Genomic DNA, 25,558 nt, shown 5'->3' with positions numbered 1-25,558 from the left:
TCATGTTTGAATACTGTGGATGTGGCCTTCATAGTGGCGATGAAGGCCAATATAACAATCAAATAAAACAGAATCGTCCTTCATAAAAAAGCAGGACTTCTCCGCCCAATGACGAAATTTTACATAGATATAGATGGAAACATGACAGAAAAACAGCAAATTGAGGTGAAGGCATATGAATACATTCTTCGTCGCAGGTCATGCCAGACTTCCGGGTGGAATGGCAGCTCAGAATATGTATGAGACTCTAACGATCACCGCAGAGGTGGACAAAAAATACGGGGTTATTGTGGAGGCTGGCTGTACATTAGCCACAGCGCATGGCCGGGAGTTTGTCCAAAGACTTCTTAAGGGTTACAGTCTGAAGGATGGCGTTGAAGAACCGGTGGAGGAAGTAAAAAAGCATTATTTAGGGAAAGCAGGAAATGCCGTTGCTTCAGCACTCAAGGACCTGGCGAAGCAATATGAGCAATCAGCAGTAAAAGGATGAAAGGGATTCATTACTAACATATTCAGCGGAAATGGCGAGGATTCTTTAAAACCTTTCACAATCAGAAAAGCAGCAACAGAAAAAAGATCGACTATCCTGAGTCGGTCTTAAGTATTTTAAAAACAGGTTTTGGTTACGACGTTTGTGTGAACGACAGGATGATGGGGAATTATTGGATTTTAAGAGTGTTTTCCTTATTTTTTTCGTACCATTTATGGATTTTCCTGTATAGAGACTTATCTTTAGGTTTTACCTGGTAGAAATGCTCTCCTGTACCGTTTTCGAATTCAATACCAAGGATGGTGCCGTCTTTGTAAAAGGTTAGAATCGTCAAGTTTTCCTTCTTTGTTTGATCAGCTGTTTTTGTCCCGACTGTTAATGAATCGGATGTATTGCTTGTAGTGATCTTCCCTGCTTGATTGGAAGATATCTCTGTAAAGTTCATTCCGCTGACCAGATTGGAAAAGGATTCGATGTCTTCTTTAGTCGTTAATCTTCCCTGATAACCAATATTCGTCACACGCTTTCCATCCTGGTAGGTGCGGGCTGTGATCATAATTTCATCACTTTCCAGTAAGTAGGTCGTATCAAAGTTCGCTTGTTGGTTGCAGCCTGTAAGCAGCAGGGATAAGATGATTACAAAAAACAAATGCTTCACTTTTATTATTGCCCCCCTTTTTTGCACCCAGAGAATCTATGATTCTTAGCCGTCCTCAGATCGTCAACTTTGTCTTAATGATAACGCCTCTTTTTATCATATAAATCGAAAAGCACGGCAATCACAGACAAAATAGCCCCAACAATTAGAGCGGCAGTTCCGTAAATAGCAGATGCCAGCCATCCTTTTCCGGACCAGACATATACCCATGCACAAATCCCAAATAGAATTAGAATGGAGGGAATGATATATTTATAGTGTTTCTTTTCCGGGAAAAAGAGTAGGATGAGATAGAAAACAACAGTACTGACAAAAACAATGATAAGCAGCAAATAAATATGCAAGACGGTCATCTCCCTGGTTTGAATATGAGAGCGATTTTCATCTGTATGAATGATCCTCTATCATTATCTCTTTTTTCCTTTCGTTTAACTGTAACCCAATTCCTTCATATCTTAAAATATTTTCGATAAATAGTGAGCGACTACAGCAGAAAATGTGTAACAAACGAAAAGAAAAACGGGTGCTGGATGTAAAAATCCCTGCACCCGTTTTCCGTTTATCGTAATACCCCCGCTGATGGAAGCCTCACCTTATACCGAAGAAGCAATATACTTATGCTCCACAAACTCCTCAATTCCATAATGTCCGCCTTCCTTGCCGATTCCTGATTGTTTGACCCCACCGAATGGTGCTTCTGCCCGGGCAGGGAAGACTTCATTGATTCCAACAATTCCATAATCCAGCTGTTCGGATACACGTACGGAGCGGCGATAGCCTTCTGTGAAAATATAGGCTGCTAATCCGTAGTCCGTATCATTGGCCCAGTTAATGGCAGTTTCCTCTTCATCAAATGGCTGGATCGGTATGATTGGTCCAAAGGTTTCTTCGTTCATCACCTTCATATCATCATTGACATTGCCTAATACGGTTGGTGGATAAAAGTAGCCCTGTAAGTCGTCCTTTTGGGTCTTTCCGGTATAAAGAACCTCTGCTCCTTTGGAGGTAGCGTCATCGTAATGGTCTTTCACCTTTTCAACTGCCTGCTGATTAATTAAAGGTCCCATCGTGGTTCCGTCCTCTAAGCCATTTCCGGGCTGCAGCTCTTTAATCTTTTCGATCAGCTTTTGCTGGAATGGTTCCCAGATGGAGCGCTGAACGTAGACACGGTTGGCGCAAATACACGTCTGGCCGCTGTTACGGAATTTGCTGCCTAATGTAAGCTCCGCAGCTACATCTAAATCGGCGTCATCAAATACGATAATCGGTGCGTGACCTCCAAGTTCCAGGGAGACCTTTTTGACATGCTCGGCGCTTTCTCTCATTAAGTATTTTCCGACTGCCGTAGAGCCTGTGAAGGTAATCATCCGGACGTCCTTATTCGATAAAAACTCCTGTCCGATTTCCTCGGCATTTCCGGTAACGAGGTTGACCACACCTTTTGGCATACCGGCCTTTTCCATAATCTTTATAATTTCAATGGCTGACAGCGGTGTCTCCGGAGCAGGTTTAAGGATAACGGTACAGCCTGCAGCTAAAGCAGGACCAATTTTTCTCGTAATCATAGAAGCTGGAAAATTCCATGGAGTAATCGCTCCGACAACGCCCACGGGCTGCGGGATGACAAGCAGCCTGTTGCGGGTATTGGAGGAAGGAATCCATTCTCCGTAAACCCGGTTGGCCTCTTCTGCGTACCAGCGGAGAAAACCGGCGGCTCCTTTCACCTCACCCTTTGCCTCTTTTAAGGGCTTTCCCTGTTCCATCGTTAAAATGGTTCCCAGCCGATCGACGTCCTCCAGCATGTATTCCGATGCTTTATAAAGAATATTGGAACGCTTGCGTGGAGAAAGCCGGGACCAATCGGCAAACGCTCTTTTAGCTGCCTGCACAGCTTCATTGGTTTCCTTCTGTCCGCCATAGGCAACCTCTGTAATTGTCTTAAGTGTAGCCGGATTATATACAGGCTCAGTCTGATTTGATACGGCACTGCGCCATTCTCCATCAATAAAAATGCTATGGATGGCTGAGTCAAAATGGACCATTTGCATCTCTCCCTTAATTTTCAGAATCTGGCTTCCAGGCAGGTAACATTTTGTTAAGTGGTTTATCCTTCCTGTACCCTAATACATATTCTGCCTGCATAATGGTATGAATCTCGCGTGTACCTTCATAGATGACGGGTGCTTTGGAATTCCGCAAGTAGCGTTCGACCGGATACTCGTTTGAATAGCCATAGGCACCGTGGATCTGCACGGCATCATCGGCCGATTGGTTGGCAATATCACACGCCTGCCACTTGGCTAAAGACGTTTCCCGCGTATTACGTTTCCCCTGATTCTTAAGTTCACCGGCCCTGTAAACAAGCAGACGGCTCATTTGCAATCCTGCTTCCATTTTGGCAATCATCTGCTGTACGAGCTGATGCTTCCCGATTTCTTTTCCAAAGGTTTTCCGTTCATGACAATACTTCACGCTCGCTTCAAGACTGGCCATCGTTAACCCACAGGCACCGGCTGCTACCGTAAAGCGGCCATTATCAAGGGCTGACATTGCAATTTTAAATCCTTCTCCTTCTTCACCAAGCAGATTTTCTTTTGGTACTCTTACGTCATCAAAGAAAATCTCCCCGGTATTTCCAGCCCGGATTCCGTGCTTGCCTTTAATCGCTTTTGAAGAGAAGCCCGGCATCGTTCGTTCTACGATAAATGCGGAAATGCCATGATGCTTCTTATCTTTATCTGTGTAGGCAAAAACAAGGAAGTGATCGGCTACATCGCATAGGGAAATCCAGGTTTTCTGGCCGGATAAAATGTAGTCATCCCCGTCCTTCCTGGCTGTTGTCTGCATGGAGGCTACATCCGAGCCGGCTCCAGGTTCAGTCAGTCCAAAGGCCCCGATTTTTTCTCCTTTTGCCTGAGGGGTGAGGTATTTCTGTTTTTGTTCTTCATTTCCCCATTGAAGAAGGGTCATACTGTTAAGTCCGGTATGAACGGATACAGCTGTACGGAAGGCGGTATCCCCGCGCTCGAGCTCTTCACATACAATGGCAAGCGAGTTATAATCCATTCCGCTGCCGCCGTATTGTTCCGGAATACATACACCCATAAGACCCAGTTCTCCAAGTCTCCGGTTAATTCCTTCATCATATTTTCCTTCCTCTTCCCACTTTTGCATGTAGGGGTTAATCTCGCTATCAACAAAGTTTCGTACCGTTTCTCTTAATAGATTCTGCTCTTCGCTAAATTCAAAATTCATACGTATCGACTCCTTTATATCCAATGATTATTTTTGTATTCCTGTATTTCGAACGGTGACAATCCGATTGATGTGAAGATTTCATCATTATGCTCGCCGGGCTCCGGTGGATGGCTTCTGACTTTTGGCGGTGTCCGGCAAAGGTGAAGCGGACTGCCCAGGATATCCATTGCACCAGCTTTTGGATGTTTAATGGTTTGAAAAAAGTTTCGGGCGTTAAGCTGTGGATCGTTTCTGATTTCTTCCATATTCTGTATAGGACCCACGGGAATGTTATGGGCATGACATTGCTCCTGCCAGTAGGATGTAGGCTGCTTTTCCAATTCCGCCTGTAATATAGCCGTGAGTTCCTCGCGATGTTCCACCCGATCCGGATTGGTTTTAAAATTTGGATTGTGAGCGAGGTCAGGCTGATTAATAATCGTGCATAAGGCCTGAAACTGACGGTCATTTCCAACTGCAATCACCATTTCCCCATCACTTGTGCGGAACGTCTGATAGGGAACAATGTTGGCGTGGTGGTTGCCGAGTTTGGCTGGAAGATTCCCCGACATTAAGTAGTTGCTTGCAATATTTACGAGTGAACTGACAGCAGATTCATATAAGGATAGATCGAGTTTCTGGCCTTGCCCGGATTGCTGACGTTCCAGCAGGGCGGATTGGATTCCGATACAGGCATACAGCCCGGTTAACACATCGGTCATGGCCACTCCGACCTTTTGCGGGCCGGATTCCTCGGTTCCGGTAATGCTCATCAGCCCGCTCATCGCCTGAATAATGAAATCATAGCCAGGGTGGGTTTTATACGGCCCTGTCTCACCAAAGCCAGTAATGGAACAATAGATGATGCCCGGGTTGATGCTGCTTAGCTCCTCGTAACTGAGCCCAAGCCGCTCCATCGTTCCCGTTTTAAAATTGTGAATCACTACATCACTGTTTTGAACAAGCCTTTCAATGATTTCTTTTCCTTTGGCCGATTTGAGATCAATAGTGACACTCTTCTTATTGCGATTGGCACATAAATAGTAGGCACTCACCCCGTTTTTAAACGGCGGCCCCCAGCGTCTCGTCTCATCACTGCCACCCGGAGCTTCCACCTTAATCACCTCAGCCCCAAGATCCCCTAAAATCATCGAACAAAATGGACCAGCCAGTACCCTCGATAAATCCAAAACACGAATTCCATCCAATGCCTCTCCTCCTTTTTCGGGACTGTCCCCACATGCTTTAAAGCGCTAAAGCGTGCGCGTTGTCCATTAAAAAATGCCAGCACAATCTTATCGGGATAAGAATTGTAACTGGCATTTCATCTGCTGGACCAATTCCGGTGTGGATTGGGAACAGACTAAACAGTTATATTTTCATTCATTTTTATAAACAATCTGGTTGTTGGCTTGCGGTCAGAACTTTGGCATAAAGTTTCAGCAAGCTTTAACCTGACTTTATTTTATAATATTAAGAAAAGTTTGTAAACAGTAAATGTAAAACGCTTTCAAGGGAATGGTTGCCGAAGCGGATATGATCATCGTTAAAGGATGGAATAGCAAGTAAACATTTATTTCTATTTTTTATTCAATTCCCCTTTACAAATATTCAGTGAAATGTATAATAATAAAATATAATGAATAAATATACAAAAATCAAAACACTAAGGGGATGGAAGCTATGAAAAAGATCGTCGCACTTATTATGGGTATATCTTTAATTCTATTAACAGCCTGTGGAGGGGAAGATACCCCTTCAAACACTTCAAGTGGAGAAGAATTGAAAGAACTGACCATCGCAACTGATGCAGCCTTCGCGCCATTTGAATTTATGGACAAAGGCGAAGTGACTGGATTCGATGTTGACTTTGCCACAGCGGTACTGAAAGAGGCAGGATATAAAGCAAACTTTGATAACGTCGGCTGGGAAACAATGCTGCAGAATATCGTAAATGAAAAAGCGGATTTAGGGGTGGCCGGAATCACCATCACGGATGAACGAAAGGAAACGTACGATTTTTCCAAGCCGTACTTTGAATCGACTCAATTAATCCTGGTTCCGGAAGATTCACAGATTAGCAGTGTTGAAGATTTAAAAGATAAAAATGTAGGTGTACAAATTTCTACCACAGGAGCAGAAGCCGCTCAGAAAATCTTTGGTAAAAATTCAGACCAGATCCACCAGTATGATCAGGTTCCACTGGCCATTATGGCAATGCAGCAGAATGATGTGGATGCCGTGATCGTAGACAATGCGGTTGCACAAGAATATCTCAAGAACAATCCTGATGCTGAGATTAAAATTGTTAAGGATAAGAACGCCTTTGAATCAGAGTATTACGGATTTATGTTTCCAAAAGGCAGTGATTTAGTAGACGAAATCAATCAGGCCATGGAAACCGTTATGGAAAACGGAACCTACGACGAGATTTATAAAGAATGGTTTGGACAGAAGCCTGATAAATTTTAGGGACTGTCCCCACACGCTTTAAAGCGCTAAAGCAAGCACCCAAGGAGGATCATTAGCATGGACATTAGATGGGATATTATCGGGGAATATTTACCTTTTTTCCTTGATGGGACATTACTGACACTCGGAATTTCACTAGCTGGTATTTTCTTAGGCGTTCTAATCGGTTTATTTATTGCCTTAGGGAGAATGGCTCCAAACAAGCTGATTCGCTTTCCTTTTCTGGCTTACATCAACTGTCTGCGTGGGACACCTGTATTGGTTCAGCTGTTTATTTTCCACTTTGCCGTTATGCCGGCCATTTATCCGGATGGCACAGCAGTGGCCTCGGCTGTAGTCACGCTGAGCCTGAATTCATCGGCTTATGTGGCGGAAATTTTCAGAGCAGGGATCCAGTCCATTGACAAGGGACAGACGGAAGCATCAAGGTCACTGGGCATGTCAAAGGCTCAGACCATGAGGCACGTCATTCTTCCTCAGGCTGTTCGCCGGATGGTTCCGCCGCTTGGCAATGAGTTTATTACGCTGATTAAGGAATCTTCTCTCGCTTCCGTTATCGCAGCCAAAGAATTGATGTACTGGGGCGATGCAGCAGTAGGCCAGCATTATGTGGTCTGGGAGCCTTACATTACCGTAGCAATCATCTATTTAATCATCGTCTTAGGCCTGTCCTATGTCCTGCAGGTTGTAGAAAGAAAATGGGTGCAATTTTCATAAAATGTGTACGGAAGAAGTCTCAGGGTTGTGATCCCTGGGACTTTTTTACGTAACGGAACCTCGCAAACAGCAGAAGCCTGCATCCTGCGTCCGAATCATGTTATAATAACAGACACTATGTACATAAAGGAGGAGGCCGCATGCCTGTCTCAGATCGAAAAGTATTAAAGAAAATGTTGAATGAAGTGCATCAGGCAATGGAAAATGCTCATGATCCGGGGAAAATGAAGGAGCATATTAAATCCGTCCGGGTTCTGACGGATTTGTTTATAGATGAAGAAACATCCACAAGTGAAACCGAGGTGATGCGAAAGCTCACTCAGGAGTCCGTACCTGAAAGCTCAGCTACTCAGCAGACTTCAACCCCTTCACCATCTCCGTCAACTGGCCAGCGTCAGACAACGATTGATCATGATGGTGCTAATGGGGACTCTATCTTTGACTTTTAATGGGAATCGCAATACATAAGGGGAGGATCACGAATGAAACTATTTCTTATTTTAGGGGCTATTAATGGATTTCTAGCTGTTGCGCTTGGGGCCTTTGGGGCACACGGCCTGGAAGGAAAACTAAGTGAAAAAATGCTGAATACATGGGATAAAGCTGTTACGTATCAGATGTTTCATACGATGGCGCTGTTCATTACTGCTCTGGTCGGGATGAAACTGAGCCAGGGTCCTTTACAAAGCGCCGGCTGGTTTTTCTTTATTGGTATCCTTTTATTTTCAGGGAGCCTTTACATTTACTCCACGACAGGTGTAACTCTGTTTGCGATGATTACACCACTTGGAGGCGTATCATTTCTGATTGGCTGGATTCTATTAGGCTATGCGATTATCAAGTATGTTTAAAAGGCTGGTTAAAAGTAAAATAGAGTCGTCAGAAGAAAAATGAGTAACGCACGAATCAGCTGCTGGTAAAAATCAGCTTGTTCATTGCGGATATAATGACCCAGACCATCAAAAATAAAACTTAAGGTGAGAGCGTAGAAGGACAGCAGGTATAGAATCTGTATCTGCTGCCAAATGGCTAAAACAGCCAGCAGAATACAGGCAATTATAGAAAGATATTGATATTTAAAGTACTTTTCTGATTTATGTCTCATCCTGAACTTCCTTTCAAACAATAAAGTGAAACCTCCATCAGTGGGAGTTTTCTCCATCCCCACTAAGTCTTGTTGGGTTACCCTCAAGACTTGAAGTGGGGATATTACGGCCAGTTCATGCGTGATTAACTGATATTCTACTCGTCCCTTAAGGCCGTAAAGTAAAATCCCTTGTCTTAACTATGCTGTGACAAGGGATTTTCATTTCCCGCTTTGTTATCCATAAGGGTATTGGTAGTTCAATTCTTCATCAAAGGTTACATAATCCAGGTAAATCATTAACAGGAGGTAACGTCTGCCTGTTTCCGGATCGCTTAGAACGATATGGTCACGACCGGCTGCTTCTATAATGCCCTTAAATACCTTTGCATTCCACTGTTCATTATTTTCAAACGTCATGTAAACGGTCGCCATTTTTCCTCTGTTTAAACGAAGGATATTTTCAATGTAGGACTGTTCTTCTAATGGAATTCCATTTCCAGGTGCTCCTGCCATCTGACCTCCTGATGGCGGCATTTGACCCATTTGGCCCATTTGTCCTTGCATCATACCAGGCATTCCACCTTGCATACCAGGACCCATTCCCTCTGGCATCATACCTCCAGATGGCATACCTCCCTGGAAGCCAGGTCCTTGCTGAGGCTGCATACCTCCCTGAAAACCAGGTCCCTGCTGACCTCCTTGAAATGGTGCGCTTGGTGCAGCATTAAATGGCGCCTGCTGTTGTGGTCCCTGACCTTGCTGACCTTGACCTCCGTTAGGGGACATTCCGAATGATGGTTGTTCTTCCGCCATTATTTAGACTCTCCTTTCTAAAATATGTTAGGACATTCTGATTGTGTTGGAGCAAAGAAACAATGAGATTTATATCTGCCTGTATTCCACTGCCCAAACCACTGTGCGGGACAGCTTCCTGCAGGCCGAAAAAACCATAGTGAATTGGTTGCAGGATGCTCCCTGCGCCCACGTAAAATTTTCAGAGCTAAATCCAGATCCTTAGCTCTGGCTCGCTGGTAGAAGTAGCTCTTTTGTGTAGCCTCGAAGCCTCCCGGGGATTGAAAAACCATTTCCCTGAGGTTCCGAACGTCTTTGAAATCCAGGCAATCGGCACGAACCCGATTGACACCGGTGTTTCCTACCATTAACATCCCTAACTTACCATCACCCTCGGCCTCTGCACGCATCAGCCGGGCTAACAGCTTCTGTCCTGCTGCAGTAAAAGGAATGACTGCCAAATCCTTCACCTCACTTCTTCTGTGATGTACATTAATTAAAATTAGCCAGCAGGGGTTCCTGTTAGACTTTTATCCTACTAGACGTTTCACCTCAGTCTATGTAATAAAATGGGTGAGGGTTACAGGATTTGCTTTCTTTTTCTCTAAATTTATATGCGGCATAAAATGAGGATATGTGTGAAGTTTTTAGGGACAAAGAAAAGCGGAGGAGATTCAGCTTATGACCGCTTGGGCCTGGGAGCCCGAGCTGGACAATAGAAAAGCGGAGGCCCCTGCTTATATCCGCCTTGACCTAGGAGATGGAACTGGACAAATAAAAATCCCCTGCCAGCATTCACCGCTGACAGGGGACACAATCTTTTATTAAACTTCTAATAAAGGCACGATATCCTCATAGGTTTTACGCTTTCCGATATAAAAGGAACCGAACTCGGCAAACCGTGCACTTACTTCATCAAAACGCATTTCATAAACCAGCTTTTTAAATTGAAGAACGTCTTTGGCAAATAAGGTTACGCCCCATTCCCAGTCATCAAAACCAATGGAGCCTGTTACAATCTGACGCACCTTGCCAGCGTATTTGCGGCCGGTCATCCCATGTTCATACATGAGCTTGCTCCGTTCCTCCATAGGAAGACTGTACCAGTTATCATGGACTTCACGACGCTTGTCCATTGGATAGAAGCATACATACTCCCAGCCTTTTGGAAGGATCGGCTTGAGTCTGGACTGAATCGCCGGATCTGTTTCAGGGTCCTTGTCCTTAGCCATGTAAGTGGACATTTCAACAACAGATACATAGGAATAAACAGGTTCAGTAAACTCAGCGAATTTTGTTTTATTAAAGGCAGTCTCCAGCTCATTTAGTTCATCCATTGCAGGTCTCAGATGCATGAATAAAAGATCCGCCTTTTGACCGACGATGGAGTAAACGCCGTAGCTGCCATTTTTGTTTTCGTCGATTTCATCCCATTGTGCGTATAAGTTTTTCAGTTCCTCCATAGCTTCTTTCCGGACATCGGAGCCTGCTTTTTTCCACTCTGCCCAATTGATGGTGCGGAAATCGTGAAGGCAATACCAGCCATCTAATGTTTCAACTGCTTCAGCCATGTATATCGCTCCTTTTAAACGTTCAAGTTTTTCATTTCGAGTATACTATACCATAATTGTAACCTCTACCTGCAAACAGATGCTCCCGTAAAATCGACAATTCTGTTGCAAATCGAATGAAAAGATTCAGTGTGAGGAAAGATAGGTGGGACGAGAGGGCGGGGCACGGGGACAAGGAACCTGTCCCCGTGTCCCTTTCAATAATACAGAAAGTGGTGTAGAATATATAACAGATGAAAATTTAGGAGGAATAATCATGAGTGATTTATTTACAGATCTAAAACAAAAATTACATAATAAAGATATAAAAATCGTGCTTCCTGAAGCATCTGATGAGCGTGTTGTGGAAGCGGCCAGCAAGCTTTCAGAAGACAAACTTGTCACTCCTGTACTAATTGGAGATGAAGCGGAAGTGAAACAGAAAGCGGGCGATTTAGGGGCTCAAGTTGATCAGTGTGAAGTCATCAATCCTGCTTCCTATGACCGTTTTGACGAGATGGTACAGGCCTTTGTAGAGAGAAGAAAAGGAAAAGCCACAGAAGAGGATGCCCGTAAAATCCTGCAGGACGAAAATTACTTTGGGACCATGCTGGTTTATATGAATGAAGCCCATGGACTTGTCAGTGGTGCTGCCCATTCCACAGCTGACACCGTTCGTCCAGCCCTGCAAATTATTAAAACAAAGCCAGGTGTGAAGAAAACTTCTGGTGTGTTCATCATGGTCCGCGATGAAGAAAAATATGTATTTGCTGACTGTGCGATTAACATCGCTCCAAATGACGAAGACTTAGCCGAGATTGCGGTGGAAAGTGCAGAAACCGCAAATCTGTTTAATATTGACCCACGTGTGGCAATGTTAAGCTTTTCAACAAAAGGATCAGCGAAATCAGAGGAAACAGAAAAAGTCGAGCAGGCGATTGAAATGGCGAAAGAGAAAAACGGTGAGCTCGTTATCGATGGAGAATTCCAATTTGACGCAGCCTTTGTTCCATCTGTTGCACAGAAAAAAGCACCGGATTCTCCTATTCAGGGCGATGCAAACACCTTCATTTTCCCAAGTCTTGAAGCAGGAAACATTGGCTACAAAATTGCCCAGCGTTTAGGAAACTTTGACGCAGTCGGTCCAATTTTGCAAGGGCTCAACCAGCCGGTAAACGACCTTTCCAGAGGCTGCAGCGTTGATGATGTTTATAAGCTTTCCATGATTACAGCCGCACAATCCCTTGAGTAAACGGTTCGCTATTTCTTGAATAAAGGATGTTAAAAGCCAGGTGCTAGAGTTGAGCGCCTGGCTAATTTTATGTGTCTGTCTGTTTGTCTATGTTCCGGGAAAGAAGGAGAGTAGTTGCAGGTCACTGAGCGGGAACATGTCTGAAAGATTGGGAATTGGTCCGGGCTGCTGGGGATTGATCTGAATTTGAGTGGATTAAGCCGGAAAAGGTAAAATGATGCTATAGTCACATAATTTATTTCGAAATGTGATGGACTAATCCGAGTTTGAGCAAATAATGCCAAAAGATGCAGAATTAAGCTGCAATCATAGAAATTAATCCTGGTTTGTTGTTGATTCATCCCTAAATATTGTTATCCATCGGTTATGTGCTGAATTGAGCAAGTCGCTGATAGGATTAAGCGCATTTTAGAAATAATTCATCCTTTTATAAAAACTCAACTTTCGCAGACTGAAATAGGCAGGTATACCTTGATATAATTGGACAGATCCGCAATCCATTGTTGTAGTTGACTTTTGATGAGTTGCTGCATTTTCTTATTCGTCCTTTTTAGGGTATCTTTAAGAAGCTCGATTAACTGCTGTAAAGCCACAACCCAATCGAGGTCATTAACTTCATCACATAATTTATAAAACATACCGCCCAGTATGCGGTCAACTGTAACTGCAACGATTTTGCCATGACAATACAATGTACCTTGCAAACACAATGGTTGTGTGACTGCTCTTTTTCCCATCAGTAGGCTTTGCCAGGCGATACAACTCATCGAGGCTAAAGCGTTTACCGTTTACGAGATAACGCTGCTTTAATTTCATGACCATGCCAATCACGTCCGGCCTTGTTCTGTCAGTTCTTTGATGAGAGGCTGCTGGGTAAACCATGTATCCATGAGAACATAAGAGGCATCGATGCCTGCGTTCATTGCACGTTTAGTCATACCCGGAATCTGTTCCGGTGCTGTCTGTAAAGCTTCTTGTCGACGCTTGTAACCGGAGTTGCGTTTATCAATGTTTTCAGATATATCGTTTATCCTGCTTTTTTCTCTGAACTTAATAATGAAATATCAACTGGCAGGAATGTAGCACCATCAGACCAGCCCAGGCCCAGTATCAACATGCGAAAACCTTTGTAGAAACGCATTTTCTGTGATGCATATCAAAGCAGCGAGCCAGAAGCTCTACATGTTTGTTTCGGTTCCGATCATAGGGTGAATCATCTAAGATGAACACCTTTGGACGATTATGGCGTGTTAGCTTTGAGACCTTCCCAATCGTATAAGCGACAAGTGAAAGTAGAAAGCGACGCCAATTGAATGATGATTGGTTCAGGAAACGATATACGGTATCTTTGACTGGAACATCCGCAGCTTTCCTACTTTCAAGTGTCCGAAACCAGTTTTTGTTTTCAAAGATCAGGCAAAAGATTAGCTGGAAGCACAAGAAAAACCGAAAGACTTTGTTATGCATGCATTACGCAAGTGCTTCAATACATTTAATTCTTTGAATGTCGATTTTATTTCATTTGGCAGTTGATTATTCGAGTTGTTTTTCGCTATCATATAGGCGGACACCTCATCTGTATCGTATGTGATTCTCATCAAATCAACTATACCAACGTTGAGGTGTTTTTTTCATGTCTGAACTAAAGTCAAGCATGATATGTCAGTTCTATAAGCACCTACACGTATTGATTTCACTACAGATTTCTTGGTGCGAAAGTTGAGTAAAAATAATTAATTCGGTTTCGAGGATGATTCGTCCGGATTGGAGAGAATTGCTCCTTATTCAGGATAAATATTCCAAAATCGGAAGAATCAATTCAAAATATCAGCAATCAATCCATAAAAATAACAATTAAGCCAAATAAAGCTCATTTAATCCAATTCCGATAAAGTCCAATCCGATCCAAATCCGATCAAATCCCAACCCAGATTGAATCCCGACATCACCAAAAACCAGGTAATCAAAAAAGATGTCCGCCTCAACGAACATCATAAAACCTTTTCATTCCTTGCTCTCATCTGCTTCAAACGCTTTTCAAACCATTCAAGCTCCTGGCCGTTAAGAGGATCGGTCGTTATCGACGTTGAGATTTCTTCTAACTTAGATAAAATTTTATCCCGAACGTCCGATACAGTCATGGATGTTCCCAACAGCTCATTTAAAGATGCCATCGTTTCCGGTCTGATGACAGGATAGTCATAGCTTGCATCCTCCTCCTGAAGGGCTTCCGAATAAAATTTTCTTACAACCTCAGCCCGCTCAGAACCGGAACCCTCAATACACATATAAATTTGCACAGCTGTACCATTTTTGACCCGTCGCTGGGAAATGCCGGCAAACTTCTGTCCGTTCACGCTCATGTCATACTCGCCGGGACAATAGGAGCCTTCCACTTCATAAACGTCAAACGAAGCGTCCTCATCAGCAAATAAAAATTGGATAAAGGATACCATCGCTTTATAGCCATCATGAATGCCAAGCTGCTTACCATCCGGAAACAGAAAGGACAGGTTGAGGACCCCCTGATCCAGCACTACTGCAAGGCCTCCTGAATTGCGGACCACTACACGGTAGCCTGCCTTTTGCAAGTAAGAAATTCCCTCATTTATATGGGGGAGACGGCTGTCCGGAATTCCTAATACAATCGTTTGATCATGAACCCACAGTCGGGCCACATGCGGGGACAGTCCATTACTTATCGAAAGGCAAAGGGCATCGTCTGTGGCAAAGGACTGCATCGCCGGAGTTTCTATATTCATCGATTGATCAATAAACCGAATTTTGTCGAAGTGTAATAATGGATGAAGATTCTCCATGAGGCTTCTCCTTTACTAAATACATTAGACTTGTTTAGCCTTGACTATTATACCACATCTGCTGCCGTGATTGCGCCTGACCCGTCTGAGCAGAAAAAGACCAAAGCAATCCCCTGGTCCTCTTCCTGCCACTCGCTGTCTTCTTCCTATCTCACAGGACCTGAGCATTCGCCTCTGCTTTCCCGTAAAGATAATTCGACATGAAAAATTCACCCATTTAAATGTCAAGTGGTGTTTTTTTACGACAGTTTTTATATAATGGAAGGAGTTAAACGTCATTTACTGAGTATTGATTTCAGTAAAGACGTCGGTTTTTTTACGAATGGACGGGCTGTCATTCTGTCGCTCAGCATTCGTATAAGAAGGTGGGGCTGAACAGCTCGTTAAAGGCCTGATACGTAACGCTTACAATCAGTGGCCCACTGATTGAAGTCTCACTTTATGTATATTTTGCGCAAAATAGGCAGGTTTAAGAAGGGTTGGAAAAAATGGAATATCGTAATGAACAATTAACCGAAGAGAAGGTGTTTAAGGATCCGGTTCACCGGTATGTGCACGTACGGGACCGGGTGATCTGGGATTTAATCGGAACTCCGGAGTTTCAGCGGTTAAGACGGATTAAACAATTAGGGACCTCCTTTTATACCTTTCATGGTGCCGAGCACAGCAGGTTTAATCATTCCCTCGGGGTGTACGAGATTGTCAGGCGGATTTTGGAAAACTTCAAGGAACACCCGGACTGGAATGAAGAGGAGCGGCTCTTGTGTTTAACAGCAGGACTTTTGCACGATCTGGGACATGGTCCGTTTTCCCACACCTTTGAAAAAGTATTTGATCTGGATCATGAGGATTTTACCCGGGAGATTATCCTGGGCGATACGAATGTAAATACCATTTTGAAGCGTGTCCATCCTGATTTTCCACAGGATGTAGCCGATGTCATTGGAAAAACCTATTCGAACAAGCTTGTGGTCAGTCTGATTTCCAGCCAGATTGATGCGGATCGAATGGACTACCTTCAGCGTGATGCTTATTTTACAGGGGTGAGCTATGGGCACTTTGATATGGAGCGAATATTACGAGTGATGCGCCCGCTGGATGATCAGGTTGTTATTAAAGCGACCGGTATGCATGCGGTCGAGGATTACATCATGAGTCGCTATCAAATGTACTGGCAGGTCTATTTCCATCCGGTTACGAGAAGCTCTGAGGTTATTTTGACCAAAATTTTACATCGCGCCCGTTATTTATATGAAAATAACTATGACTTTAAACTGGCCCCTTCACATTTTTTATCCTTTTTTAAAGGGAACCCGACGCTGGAGGACTATTTAAAATTGGATGAATCGATTGTTTTTTATTACTTTCAGATCTGGAAAGAGGAGAATGATCCGATACTGAGTGATTTATGCAATCGTTTCGTCAATCGTCATTTATTTAAGTATATTGAATTCAATCCGAACCACCAGTTTGAGCAATTTATGGAGCTGCATCAGCTCTTTACCGAAGCGGGCATTGACCCGGATTATTATCTGGAAGTGGATTCCTCGTCTGATTTACCCTATGACTTTTATCGTCCGGGAGAGGATGAGGAGCGTCTGCCGATTCATTTATTAATGCAAAACGATGAGTTAAAGGAGCTTTCCAGGCATTCGGATATTGTCGAGGCGATTTCAGGGAAAAAACGCACAGATCATAAGCTTTACTTCCCTTCAGACTTTATTGAGGGATTATCAGATCATAGTCCGATCAAGAGACGGATTTTGGAGATTTTAGAAGGATAGGAGATGACGTTTGTGTTACAGGATCATGCAAAACTAGTTTCGTTTTTTTCGGAGTGTCACGAACTCATCGGAAGAAAAAAACTGCAGAAGATGATTTATATTTTAAAAAAATGTGATTATCCATTTTCCGAACGCTATCAGTTCCACTTCTATGGTCCCTACTCAGAAGAGTTGACATTACGCGTTCAGGAGCTTATTAATCTAGGGTTTTTAGAGGAAGAAAAAGAGAAGAAAAAAGGTTTTTATCAATATCGTTATTCCATTACTGAAGAAGGGCAGAAATTCCTGACTCATTACAACATCAACATGCCGGATATGGATCAGTGGATTGAAAAGATGAAGGGGATGAGCTCAAGATTTCTGGAGTTGATTGCCACCATGCTGTATTTTGACAATCGGCCCAAGGAAGAAATCGAGGATAAAGTATTTACAGTAAAAAAGAAGCAGAATTATACACGGGAAGAGCTTGAGAGAGCTTGGGAATTCATTGCGGAAATGAATGTGAAGCACTAAGTATGATACTGGCAAGCACCATTTATCCGGGCGGGATGGATGGTGTTTTTTGTTTATCTGCCAAAAACGGGGAATTCCTGTGCATTTGTATTTAATATTTACATAATTCTGATCATTATGTAATATTGCCATAGACAGTGAAAATTTAATCAGTACTTTTATCACGCATTAACCGGCCGTAATACTCCCACTGATGGAAGTTTCACTTTATACTGGTTATTTATACTTGATAAATGCACTTGAGGTCATGCTGTGCCTGCTAACTGCGGGTCGGATGAAGCTAAAATGATATTTGAATAAAGGAGTCGCCATGAAATTTTTAAAACCGATTGTTTACTACATATTAGGGATTTTTGGAATTCTCTGTGTCAGTATCATGCCGAAGAGGTTTATGGAGGCACAGCAGCCTGATGCGGGCGGACTATTTCATATAGGAGAATATGTGCAGACGCTGTGGCCATTTATCGTGGATTTTTTCAACCCTGATTCCTGGGTGTACATGTATGGGCGCCCACAAAAGCCCTTTCCATTATTGGAAACGTTATGGGAGCCCTTTGTTTACTCCATGCAGGTGCTGGTCGGTGCTTTATTATTAGGATTTGTTCTTGCGTTTCTGTTAGCATTTACCGCAAATTTTCTGCCTAAAATTCTATTGAATCCTTTGAAACGCATACTTGATATTTTTGAATCGGTACCGGATCTTGTCGTTGCCATACTCCTTCAAATGATGGTGATCTGGGTTTATCAGGCGACCGATGTACGCCTGTTTCGGGTAGCTACATATATGGATGAGAAGGTATTTACAGGTCCTATGATTACACTGGCCATCATACCTATGGTCGCCCTGTTTAAAATCATTCTGCTGTTAATAGAAGAGGAGTACCTTAAGGAATATGTCACCTTTGCGAAAAGCAAGGGACTGAAGCAAAAAGTGATCGTGCTTCAGCATATTCTGAAAAATATTACCCCGAGTACATTCCGTCATGCCAAGGTCATCGTCTGGGGAACCCTGTCCAGTCTATTTATCGTGGAGCGAATCTATAATATTAACGGAATCACGTATTATATGACAGAGAGTCTGCAGCCGATGGTTATTGCAGTTTCTCTCATTCTCGTATTCACCCCGTTTTTTCTTTTCTTCCAGGGGGTTGATTTATGGCTGGATGAGGAGCGGGTATATGGCCAGGTGATTGTCAGAAAAAGGTCAGGAAGGGGGCGTTTTCAGCCTGTGAAATGGCTGGCGGATCTGGCAGGAGAAGCAGGCAGGAGCATTCTGCGGATCCGTAAGCCGTGGAATGCAGTCTGGACGCCTTTGAAGCTGTTTTTTATCCATATGAAAAATCCGAAGTTTGCTATTGGAAGTCTGTTTTTCATTGGTGCCATCACGTATAGCGTCATTTATTCTGCTGGTACGGATAACCATATCGATCAGACCAGGCTCTTTTATGGGGAAGATGGTGAATTAATCAGTGCACCCCCTCATTCCCCTCCAGAGCCATATTTACTTGGCACGGACTCATTGGGGTTCAGTATGTTTGATCAGCTTGTGATTGGAGCGAAATATACGTTATTCTTTGCGCTGCTCATTGCTCTGTTAAGGGTTGGGATTGGATTCTTTGCCGGAATCTTTTATGCATTCAGCTTAAAGCCAAGAGGACAGAAGTGGGTGGAAAAAATCGTCGACTCCATACATTTTCTCCCACTAAGTATCATTGCTTACATCCTGCTTCGGCCGATACTGATAGAGACAGCAATGGGATTTCAATATTCCTTTACAGAACGGATCATGTTCGAAATTCTGATCCTGACGATTCTGGTCGTTCCCCTGACAGCGGTCTTGTCCGGCCGGGAAATCAAAGGGGTGCTGCAGCAGGAATTTATCACCAGTGCCAGAGTGCTGGGTGGAGGTAAGCTTCATATCCTGAAAAAGCACATTCTGCCTCATCTGGGTCCAAGGTTAACCATTTTGTTTGGTCAGCAGTTCATTCAGGTTTTACTCATTTTTATGCATCTCGGCGTTTTTGACTTTTTCTTCGGCGGAACCAATAGAAGCTTTGGTCTCGTCGGTGACCCGCCAAGATCGATTACTTATGAGTGGTCCGGTTTACTCGGCTCAGCAAAAATGTCGCTTTCAAGCGGACATTACTGGATTGTCCTTTTTCCTCTTCTTGCATTTATGCTCGCGATTTTTGCCATGCAATTCATCATTCAGGGAGTCAAAGAGGTCCAGCAGGCAAAAGTGGGGGTTATCTATAAGTGGAAGCGGAAAAAAGACAGGCAGTTCAAAAAGGATGTGCGGCCGACGAAGCTTAAGCCAGAACCTGAGGATTTTACACGGGTGAGGAATCATGATCATTTTGCTTAAAATCCTGGCATACTGTCTATCCTTGTATCAGAGTCGTTTATTAGGCATTAACTGGCTGCAAAACCCGCACAGATGGAAGTTTCTCTTTATCATGTTTTGCACAGTTGTGATATGTTAGAATAAAAGACAAACTTTTCCTGAGTTTTAATTAAAGGAGGTTTACATCGTGTCCAACGAAAAGGAACCAAAGAAAACACAGCAATTTACGATTATGAAAGATGATCCCATTGACGGTCACCCTGGCTATAGCGGGGGTGGAGCGATTAGTCTTGAAAATATGTCACCGATTATAGTAGACCCAAATGAAGAGGAAGCCTTTGTTGATATGGGGGCTATGCACGCGAGAAGTAAAGTGGAAAAACGGATTAAATTTTTATCTGATCGCAATGAAGTGCCAAATGGAAAACTCTATTGGATTGCCTGGACAACGGTTGAACGCAGTGAGAGCGGCGCCTACTATTATGGTCTGGCTGCCAGTGAACTGGTGGTGGACAGAGAAATCCGCAGAGGTTATAAGCTGTTGCCGGAGCATGTGAATCATATGGATAAATCCCTGAAAGGCCGGGTTGTTATCGATCATATGGATGAGAAATCTAAAGGTATTTTAGAAAAATTTCTCCGTGAATTTAATCCGGAAATGTGGGAAAACTCTAGGGATGAGTTAAAGAATGCCTTTGATGGCACCAGTGAATAAAATCCGGATTCAACATTGGGAAATTATGAAAGAATTGTGAACGTTTTATGAATATCTTGTGCTTGAGTTTGGAAGTTTGTAAAATAAGGGCACATGGGTTTTACATGTTTACTAGGACAAGAAAAAGGGGCGGCGTTTATGCCGCCCCTTTTTCTATGGAATTATTTTTGCGTTCTATTCAAGGGAATTCATCCAATCCCGCAATCAAACGCCCTAAAATCCAATCCAGTCCCAAATCGAGCGGCCGTCTTTCTTTCTTTGTTTATTTTCATCGGTCTCTTCCGGATTTGGTACGTGGACCGTACAATAGTTTTTTGGCTCTGTTCCTTCAAGAAAATACGTTACACGCCGGTCGTCGCAGCCTGAATGTGCGAGTTTTCCAGTGTGGGGATCCATGGCTACGGCTGTGACTCCCTCAGGCGGTTTAAATTCACGCTCAGGCAGATCCTTGTGAATGGTTTCCATATGATCCGCCCAGATGTTCCGTGCATACCGGTATTCCTCGACTTTCGTAATGTCTTTATTATTGTCATAGCCGGTCCAGACGGCTGTCACTACTTGAGGGCTGAAGCCGATCATCCAGCTGTCTTTATCTGTGGAGCCGGTTTTCCCTGCATACTCCCTGGTGAGTTGGTCTTTAATGGCTGCACCGGTGACACGGCTGTAGTCATTGAGCGACGTGTCAAACATTCCGGTCATTAAATCTGTAAGCACAAAGGATGTATTGGGATCAAGGACCTGTTTAGCTGACGGCTTGTCTCGCTTATATAAAACCGTACCGGATGAATCCGTAATTTTGGTAATGGTATGTGGATGCACAGCTTTTCCCCCATTAGCCAGCATTCCATACCCCCGGGCCATCTCCAGAACCGATACAGAGGCAGAACCTAACGCGAGGGCAGGAACCGCGGGCAGCTCACTTTGAATCCCAAACTTCCGAGCATTCTCCACTAACGTTTCCGGTTTATAATACATATGGGTTTTGACCGCATAAATATTATCGGAAAGGGCCAATGCCTGTGCCAAAGTAATTTCGTCATTTGCATAATAATTATTATAGTTGGTTGGCGCATAGACCTTTCCATTGGCCAATTTAAACTTTGTCGGCTCACTTTCCAGCGGGGTTCCCGGCGTGGCCCCCTTTTCCAGGGCACCATAATATAAAAAAGGTTTAAAGGTCGAGCCGGCCATCCGTTTCGCCTGTAATGCCCGGTTATACTGGCTTTCCTCAAAATCACGGCCGCCTACAAGTGCCTGAATACCGCCAGTTTTTGGATCCAGACTTAAAGCGCCCACCTGGATTTTGGAGGCCTCATCAATTTCCTGCACAGATGTCTGTTTTAGACTTTTCTGCATGTCCTTATTTAAGGTTGTATAAATTTTATAGCCGCCGGTTTTAAGCTCCTTTCTGGATATACTCAGCAATTGGCTGGCTTCATTCATAACGGCGTCCTGAAAATAAGGGGCAATTTGCTTTCCTTCCCGTTCATCCTCCTCGGCAAAAGCGAGTTTTTCCTGCAGGGCTTTATCGAGTTCGTTCTGAGTGATGTCTCCCTTTTTAGCCATCAGATGCAAAATCGTTTCCTGCCTTTCCCTGGCATTTTCCGGATGACGAATGGGTGAATAATAAGAGGGCCCCTTAGGAATACCTGCAAGCATCGCCGCTTCAGCTACAGTCAGCTCATTTGCGTGTTTATCAAAATAAAAACGACTGGCAGCCTCGACACCGTAGTTTCCGTGCCCAAAATAAATCGTATTTAAATAGCCTTCGAGAATTTTATCCTTGTCATAGAACATTTCAAGCCGGAGTGCATACAATGCTTCCTTTATTTTCCGACTCCAGGATTTTTCATGGGTTAAAAACAGATTTCTCGCGTATTGCTGGGTAATGGTGCTGGCTCCTTCAACCTTGTCCATATTGATAATGTTTTTGCCAATAGCTGCGAAAATACGTGTAAAATCAAATCCGAAATGGTCATAAAACTCGTCATCCTCGGTGGTCAGAAACGCCTGTTTTAAATCAGGGGACACTTCTTCCAGAGGTACCCAATAACGACTTTGATTCCCGTGTTTGACTCCAATCACTTCCTCATCTGCAGAATAGAGGACCGTGTTTTGCTGGCTGGTCAGAGAGGGAGGCCCCTGAAGATAACTGAAAAGAAAAACACTACCGATTCCCAGTAAAAAAAGCATAAATGCACTGATAACACTATAAATAATCCATTGCTTACGTTTTCTGGTTCTGGTGCGCCGGCGCCGTTGTTCCATACGAGTTCCACCTTTCGTTTTGTTACACAGATGCAAGTCTATTAACAGTATGGAAACAGCACCATATTTTTAAACGATAAAATGACAGCCCGTGCGACAATTTTTTATGTTCTAGTAAATTATAAAATAAATGCTTTGTGGATAATAAAGACAGGAGAGGCCACGTCCGGCTCCAGCGCCCAGCGACTAGCGAGACTTCCTTCACCTCCGTCCGATAAGTCAACATCGACTCACAAGGTTCGTCGTGTTTCCTTTATCTCCTACGGCTCAATCCAGTCCGTACGTCGCTAAACGGGTGCTTCCGCCTTTGTTCTTACGCATGAACTGGTATGCAGATGAGGGGGATTTGAGAAATTGAACGGAAATCTTTATAATAGGATAGACCTACATCACGGATCGGAGAGATTCATCTTGGCTACAGAACCCATGAGTGTTAAAGTAACAGTAAAAACGGACATAACCGATGATAACGCCCGGGAGCAAATGGATGTGACGGGCAGAGGAAAATGCTATGACAATGGAGATTCCCTGGTTTTAATTTTTAATGAGAAGGACGAGGATGGGAACAGTGTCAAAAATATGACGACCATCACCTCGGATAAAGTGACCATCAAACGTAAGGGCACTGTGAAAATGAACCAGATCTTCAGGGAAAACCGTGCAACCGAAAGCACGTATTATCATCCATATGGGACGATGCATATGGAAACGAAAACGAACCAGATTGATTTTTCCAGAAGCGGGAACGGAGATGAGGGCAGGCTCTTGATCTCGTATTCGTTAAGCCTCAATCAGCAGGAACCCCAAAGACATAAACTGACGCTTACATATGAAAGGGAGTAAAGGAAATGAATATTGTCGAAAAAACCGAACAGAAACTAAAAGCAGAAATTGCTCAGGCAGTTGTGAAGGCCGGCCTTGCAACAGAGGATCAGCTGCCGGAAGTCGTTCTTGAAACACCGAAAGAAAAGGCACACGGAGATTATGCCACAAACATGGCGATGCAGCTTGCACGTATCGCGAAAAAGGCCCCCCGTCAAATTGCCGAGGACATCGTAGCGAATTTTGACCAGTCAAAAGCGTCGATTAAAAATATTGAAATTGCCGGGCCCGGATTTATCAACTTCTTCCTGGATACAGCCTATTTAACCGACTTAATTCTAACCATTCTGAAGGATCAGGAAGACTACGGAAAAACAAATACGGGTGAGGGAGAAAAGGTCCAGATTGAATTTGTATCGGCCAACCCAACAGGAACTCTTCACTTAGGGCATGCCCGCGGAGCCGTATTTGGAGATTCCCTGGCGAACATTATGGAAAAAGCAGGCTATGATGTCCAAAGGGAATATTATATTAATGATGCCGGCAACCAGATGAACAATTTGGCAAAATCCGTGGAAGCACGCTATATGCAGGCGCTCGGTCATACTGATTTTGACATGCCGGAAGATGGCTACCATGGCAAGGATATCGTGGAGCTTGGCGAAAAAATGGCAAAGGAATACGGTGAAAAATGGGTTCAGGAGTCAGAGGAGGCCCGTGTTCAATTCTGCAGACAGTACGGACTCGACTTCCTGCTGGATCGCATCAAAAAGGACCTGGAGGATTACCGTGTTCCGTTTGATAACTGGTTCTCTGAAACGTCCCTTTATGAAGAAGGAAAAGTACAGCAGACCTTGGACTATCTTAAAGAAAATGACTATTTGTATGAAAAGGATGGTGCGGTCTGGTTTAAGACAACGGAATTCAACGACGATAAGGACCGTGTACTGGTGAAAAAGGACGGCAATTATACGTATTTAACACCTGACATTGCCTATCACCAGAATAAATTCGACCGCGGCTTTGATACGCTCATCAATGTCTGGGGCGCGGATCACCACGGGTATATTCCAAGGATGAAAGCTGCTATTGAAGCGCTCGGCTATAATCCGGAACAGCTTGAGGTTTCCATAATTCAAATGGTCAACCTGATTCAGGACGGCGAAATCGTCAAAATGAGCAAGCGTACCGGAAAAGCAGTTACGATGGTGGAGCTGGCCGAGGAAGTAGGTCTTGATGCCGTACGTTATTTCTTCGTTATGCGCTCGAACGACACGCATCTGGACTTCGACATGGATCTGGCGACATCCGAGTCAAATGAAAACCCGGTTTACTACGTTCAATATGCTCATGCCCGGATTTGCAGCATGCTGCGCCAGGCTGAAGAAAGAGGCCTCGAACCAAATGCAGAAGCAGATTTAAGCCTGCTGCAATCGGAAAAAGAAATTGACCTGCTGAAGCGGTTGGGAGAATTCCCGCAGATTGTTGGAGATTCAGCGGTGAAACGTACCCCACACCGGGTAACCCAGTACATCTATGATTTGGCATCCGACCTGCACAGCTTTTATAATGCAGAAAAAGTCATCAACTCCGATCAAATGGAGCTCAGCAAAGCCCGCCTTGCTTTGATTGAAGCCGTACGCATCACCCTGGCTAATGCCTTGAAGCTGATCGGTGTGCACGCACCGGAGAAGATGTAATACATGACAAAAGAGGCTGGGACATAAGTGTTTTTGCTAAAGGTAAATCCGAATAGGTGTAGGAACCACCGCTCCGGAAATATACTTCGCTTTCACCCAAGGGCACAAGTGCGACATCTATTCAAACTCCCAAAGGTCGTTTTCATAGTGTCTTCTTTGCCGCGGGCGGCTGGTAAGCCTCCTCGCGCTATCGCACTGCGGGGTCTGACCTAGGCCTTCCTTCCGCAGGAGTCTACGTATATTTCCTCCGCTAAAGCATCCTATCATTCGGTTTATTACCAAGCGAATTAGTTATGTCCCAGCCTCTTTTATATGAGTTTAAGCTCTGGCCTGGTTGT

At 43.9% G+C, this 25,558-nt stretch carries 24 protein-coding genes and 1 pseudogene; 12 read left to right on the top strand and 13 right to left on the bottom strand.

The window, feature by feature from the left end; translation table 11 throughout:
* Positions 1-175: 175 nt before the first annotated feature.
* Positions 176-490 carry a DUF3870 domain-containing protein gene (locus ABD006_RS05820; protein ID WP_343838684.1) on the top strand — a complete coding sequence of 105 codons (315 nt, stop codon included), beginning with the start codon at positions 176-178 and terminating at the stop codon, positions 488-490.
* A 169-nt stretch (positions 491-659) separates the two neighbouring features.
* On the opposite strand, the gene ABD006_RS05815 is transcribed toward ABD006_RS05820, so the two are convergent.
* The 5 genes from ABD006_RS05815 to ABD006_RS05795 all read right to left on the bottom strand — a co-directional run bounded on the left by ABD006_RS05815 (position 660) and on the right by ABD006_RS05795 (position 5,593).
* Positions 660-1,148, bottom strand: a complete 489-nt coding sequence (locus ABD006_RS05815; RefSeq protein WP_343838683.1) for a hypothetical protein — start codon at positions 1,146-1,148, stop codon at positions 660-662.
* A 74-nt stretch (positions 1,149-1,222) separates the two neighbouring features.
* Entirely contained in the window at positions 1,223-1,492 is a 270-nt protein-coding gene (locus ABD006_RS05810; protein ID WP_343838681.1) for a hypothetical protein, read from the bottom strand.
* 249 nt (positions 1,493-1,741) lie between these two features.
* Positions 1,742-3,190, bottom strand: a complete 1,449-nt coding sequence (locus ABD006_RS05805; RefSeq protein ID WP_343838679.1) for an NAD-dependent succinate-semialdehyde dehydrogenase — start codon at positions 3,188-3,190, stop codon at positions 1,742-1,744.
* A 13-nt stretch (positions 3,191-3,203) separates the two neighbouring features.
* Entirely contained in the window at positions 3,204-4,403 is a 1,200-nt protein-coding gene (locus tag ABD006_RS05800) for an acyl-CoA dehydrogenase family protein (protein WP_343838677.1), read from the bottom strand.
* A 14-nt stretch (positions 4,404-4,417) separates the two neighbouring features.
* Complete coding sequence (locus ABD006_RS05795) at positions 4,418-5,593, bottom strand: CaiB/BaiF CoA transferase family protein (protein WP_343838676.1); 1,176 nt, start codon at positions 5,591-5,593, stop codon at positions 4,418-4,420.
* A 475-nt stretch (positions 5,594-6,068) separates the two neighbouring features.
* Here ABD006_RS05795 and ABD006_RS05790 point away from each other — a divergent pair, with 475 nt between their 5' ends.
* The 4 genes from ABD006_RS05790 to ABD006_RS05775 all read left to right on the top strand — a co-directional run bounded on the left by ABD006_RS05790 (position 6,069) and on the right by ABD006_RS05775 (position 8,425).
* Positions 6,069-6,857, top strand: a complete 789-nt coding sequence (locus ABD006_RS05790) for a basic amino acid ABC transporter substrate-binding protein (RefSeq protein WP_343838651.1) — start codon at positions 6,069-6,071, stop codon at positions 6,855-6,857.
* A 57-nt stretch (positions 6,858-6,914) separates the two neighbouring features.
* On the top strand, positions 6,915-7,574 hold the full coding sequence (locus tag ABD006_RS05785) for an amino acid ABC transporter permease (RefSeq protein ID WP_343838649.1): 660 nt from the start codon (positions 6,915-6,917) through the stop codon (positions 7,572-7,574).
* Between the two features lie 140 nt (positions 7,575-7,714).
* Complete coding sequence (locus ABD006_RS05780) at positions 7,715-8,023, top strand: YwdI family protein (protein ID WP_343838647.1); 309 nt, start codon at positions 7,715-7,717, stop codon at positions 8,021-8,023.
* Between the two features lie 33 nt (positions 8,024-8,056).
* A complete protein-coding gene (locus ABD006_RS05775; protein WP_343838645.1) occupies positions 8,057-8,425 on the top strand; it encodes a DUF423 domain-containing protein in 369 nt (122 codons plus the stop codon).
* Positions 8,426-8,433: 8 nt separating this feature from the next.
* On the opposite strand, the gene ABD006_RS05770 is transcribed toward ABD006_RS05775, so the two are convergent.
* The 4 genes from ABD006_RS05770 to hemQ form a co-directional block, all read right to left on the bottom strand.
* Positions 8,434-8,679, bottom strand: coding sequence for a hypothetical protein (locus tag ABD006_RS05770; RefSeq protein ID WP_343838643.1), 246 nt, complete (start codon positions 8,677-8,679; stop codon positions 8,434-8,436).
* Between the two features lie 216 nt (positions 8,680-8,895).
* Positions 8,896-9,474: a spore coat protein GerQ gene (gerQ, locus tag ABD006_RS05765; protein WP_343838641.1), complete on the bottom strand. Its 579-nt coding sequence runs from the start codon at positions 9,472-9,474 to the stop codon at positions 8,896-8,898.
* 17 nt (positions 9,475-9,491) lie between these two features.
* A complete protein-coding gene (locus ABD006_RS05760; RefSeq protein ID WP_343839029.1) occupies positions 9,492-9,914 on the bottom strand; it encodes a cell wall hydrolase in 423 nt (140 codons plus the stop codon).
* Between the two features lie 363 nt (positions 9,915-10,277).
* Positions 10,278-11,024 (bottom strand): hydrogen peroxide-dependent heme synthase, encoded by a 747-nt coding sequence (hemQ, locus tag ABD006_RS05755; RefSeq protein ID WP_343838639.1) that lies wholly within the window; start codon positions 11,022-11,024, stop codon positions 10,278-10,280.
* Positions 11,025-11,280: 256 nt separating this feature from the next.
* Here hemQ and pta point away from each other — a divergent pair, with 256 nt between their 5' ends.
* A complete protein-coding gene (pta, locus tag ABD006_RS05750) occupies positions 11,281-12,255 on the top strand; it encodes a phosphate acetyltransferase (RefSeq protein WP_343838637.1) in 975 nt (324 codons plus the stop codon).
* A 437-nt stretch (positions 12,256-12,692) separates the two neighbouring features.
* Here the strand turns inward: pta and ABD006_RS05745 are convergent.
* The 3 genes and pseudogenes from ABD006_RS05745 to ABD006_RS05735 form a co-directional block, all read right to left on the bottom strand.
* Positions 12,693-13,814, bottom strand: a pseudogene (locus tag ABD006_RS05745) (IS4 family transposase).
* A 295-nt stretch (positions 13,815-14,109) separates the two neighbouring features.
* Positions 14,110-14,250 (bottom strand): hypothetical protein, encoded by a 141-nt coding sequence (locus tag ABD006_RS05740; protein WP_343838635.1) that lies wholly within the window; start codon positions 14,248-14,250, stop codon positions 14,110-14,112.
* Positions 14,247-15,074, bottom strand: coding sequence for a lipoate--protein ligase family protein (locus ABD006_RS05735; RefSeq protein WP_343838633.1), 828 nt, complete (start codon positions 15,072-15,074; stop codon positions 14,247-14,249). Before ABD006_RS05735 ends, ABD006_RS05740 begins: the two co-directional genes overlap by 4 nt.
* 488 nt (positions 15,075-15,562) lie before the next feature.
* On the opposite strand from ABD006_RS05735, the gene ABD006_RS05730 reads away from it, so the two are divergent.
* The 4 genes from ABD006_RS05730 to ABD006_RS05715 all read left to right on the top strand — a co-directional run bounded on the left by ABD006_RS05730 (position 15,563) and on the right by ABD006_RS05715 (position 20,430).
* A complete protein-coding gene (locus ABD006_RS05730) occupies positions 15,563-16,858 on the top strand; it encodes an HD domain-containing protein (protein WP_343838632.1) in 1,296 nt (431 codons plus the stop codon).
* A gap of 12 nt (positions 16,859-16,870) precedes the next feature.
* The gene (locus ABD006_RS05725) at positions 16,871-17,371 is read left to right on the top strand and encodes a YwgA family protein (protein WP_343839027.1); all 501 of its coding nucleotides are present in this window, start codon (positions 16,871-16,873) and stop codon (positions 17,369-17,371) included.
* A 310-nt stretch (positions 17,372-17,681) separates the two neighbouring features.
* A complete protein-coding gene (locus ABD006_RS05720; protein WP_343838631.1) occupies positions 17,682-19,736 on the top strand; it encodes an ABC transporter permease subunit in 2,055 nt (684 codons plus the stop codon).
* 163 nt (positions 19,737-19,899) lie between these two features.
* Complete coding sequence (locus tag ABD006_RS05715) at positions 19,900-20,430, top strand: YwhD family protein (protein WP_425542195.1); 531 nt, start codon at positions 19,900-19,902, stop codon at positions 20,428-20,430.
* Positions 20,431-20,643: 213 nt separating this feature from the next.
* Here the strand turns inward: ABD006_RS05715 and ABD006_RS05710 are convergent, their stop codons facing one another.
* Positions 20,644-22,698 (bottom strand): transglycosylase domain-containing protein, encoded by a 2,055-nt coding sequence (locus ABD006_RS05710; protein WP_343838629.1) that lies wholly within the window; start codon positions 22,696-22,698, stop codon positions 20,644-20,646.
* Between the two features lie 426 nt (positions 22,699-23,124).
* On the opposite strand from ABD006_RS05710, the gene ABD006_RS05705 reads away from it, so the two are divergent.
* Positions 23,125-23,541, top strand: a complete 417-nt coding sequence (locus ABD006_RS05705) for a YwiB family protein (protein ID WP_343838628.1) — start codon at positions 23,125-23,127, stop codon at positions 23,539-23,541.
* A 5-nt stretch (positions 23,542-23,546) separates the two neighbouring features.
* On the top strand, positions 23,547-25,220 hold the full coding sequence (gene argS, locus ABD006_RS05700; protein ID WP_343838627.1) for an arginine--tRNA ligase: 1,674 nt from the start codon (positions 23,547-23,549) through the stop codon (positions 25,218-25,220).
* Positions 25,221-25,558 lie beyond the last annotated feature (338 nt).

The sequence above is a fragment of the Salinibacillus aidingensis genome, assembly GCF_039522525.1.
Taxonomy (GTDB): Bacteria; Bacillota; Bacilli; order Bacillales; family Alkalibacillaceae; genus Salinibacillus; species Salinibacillus aidingensis.
This window is presented reverse-complemented; position numbering and strand designations above follow the sequence as displayed.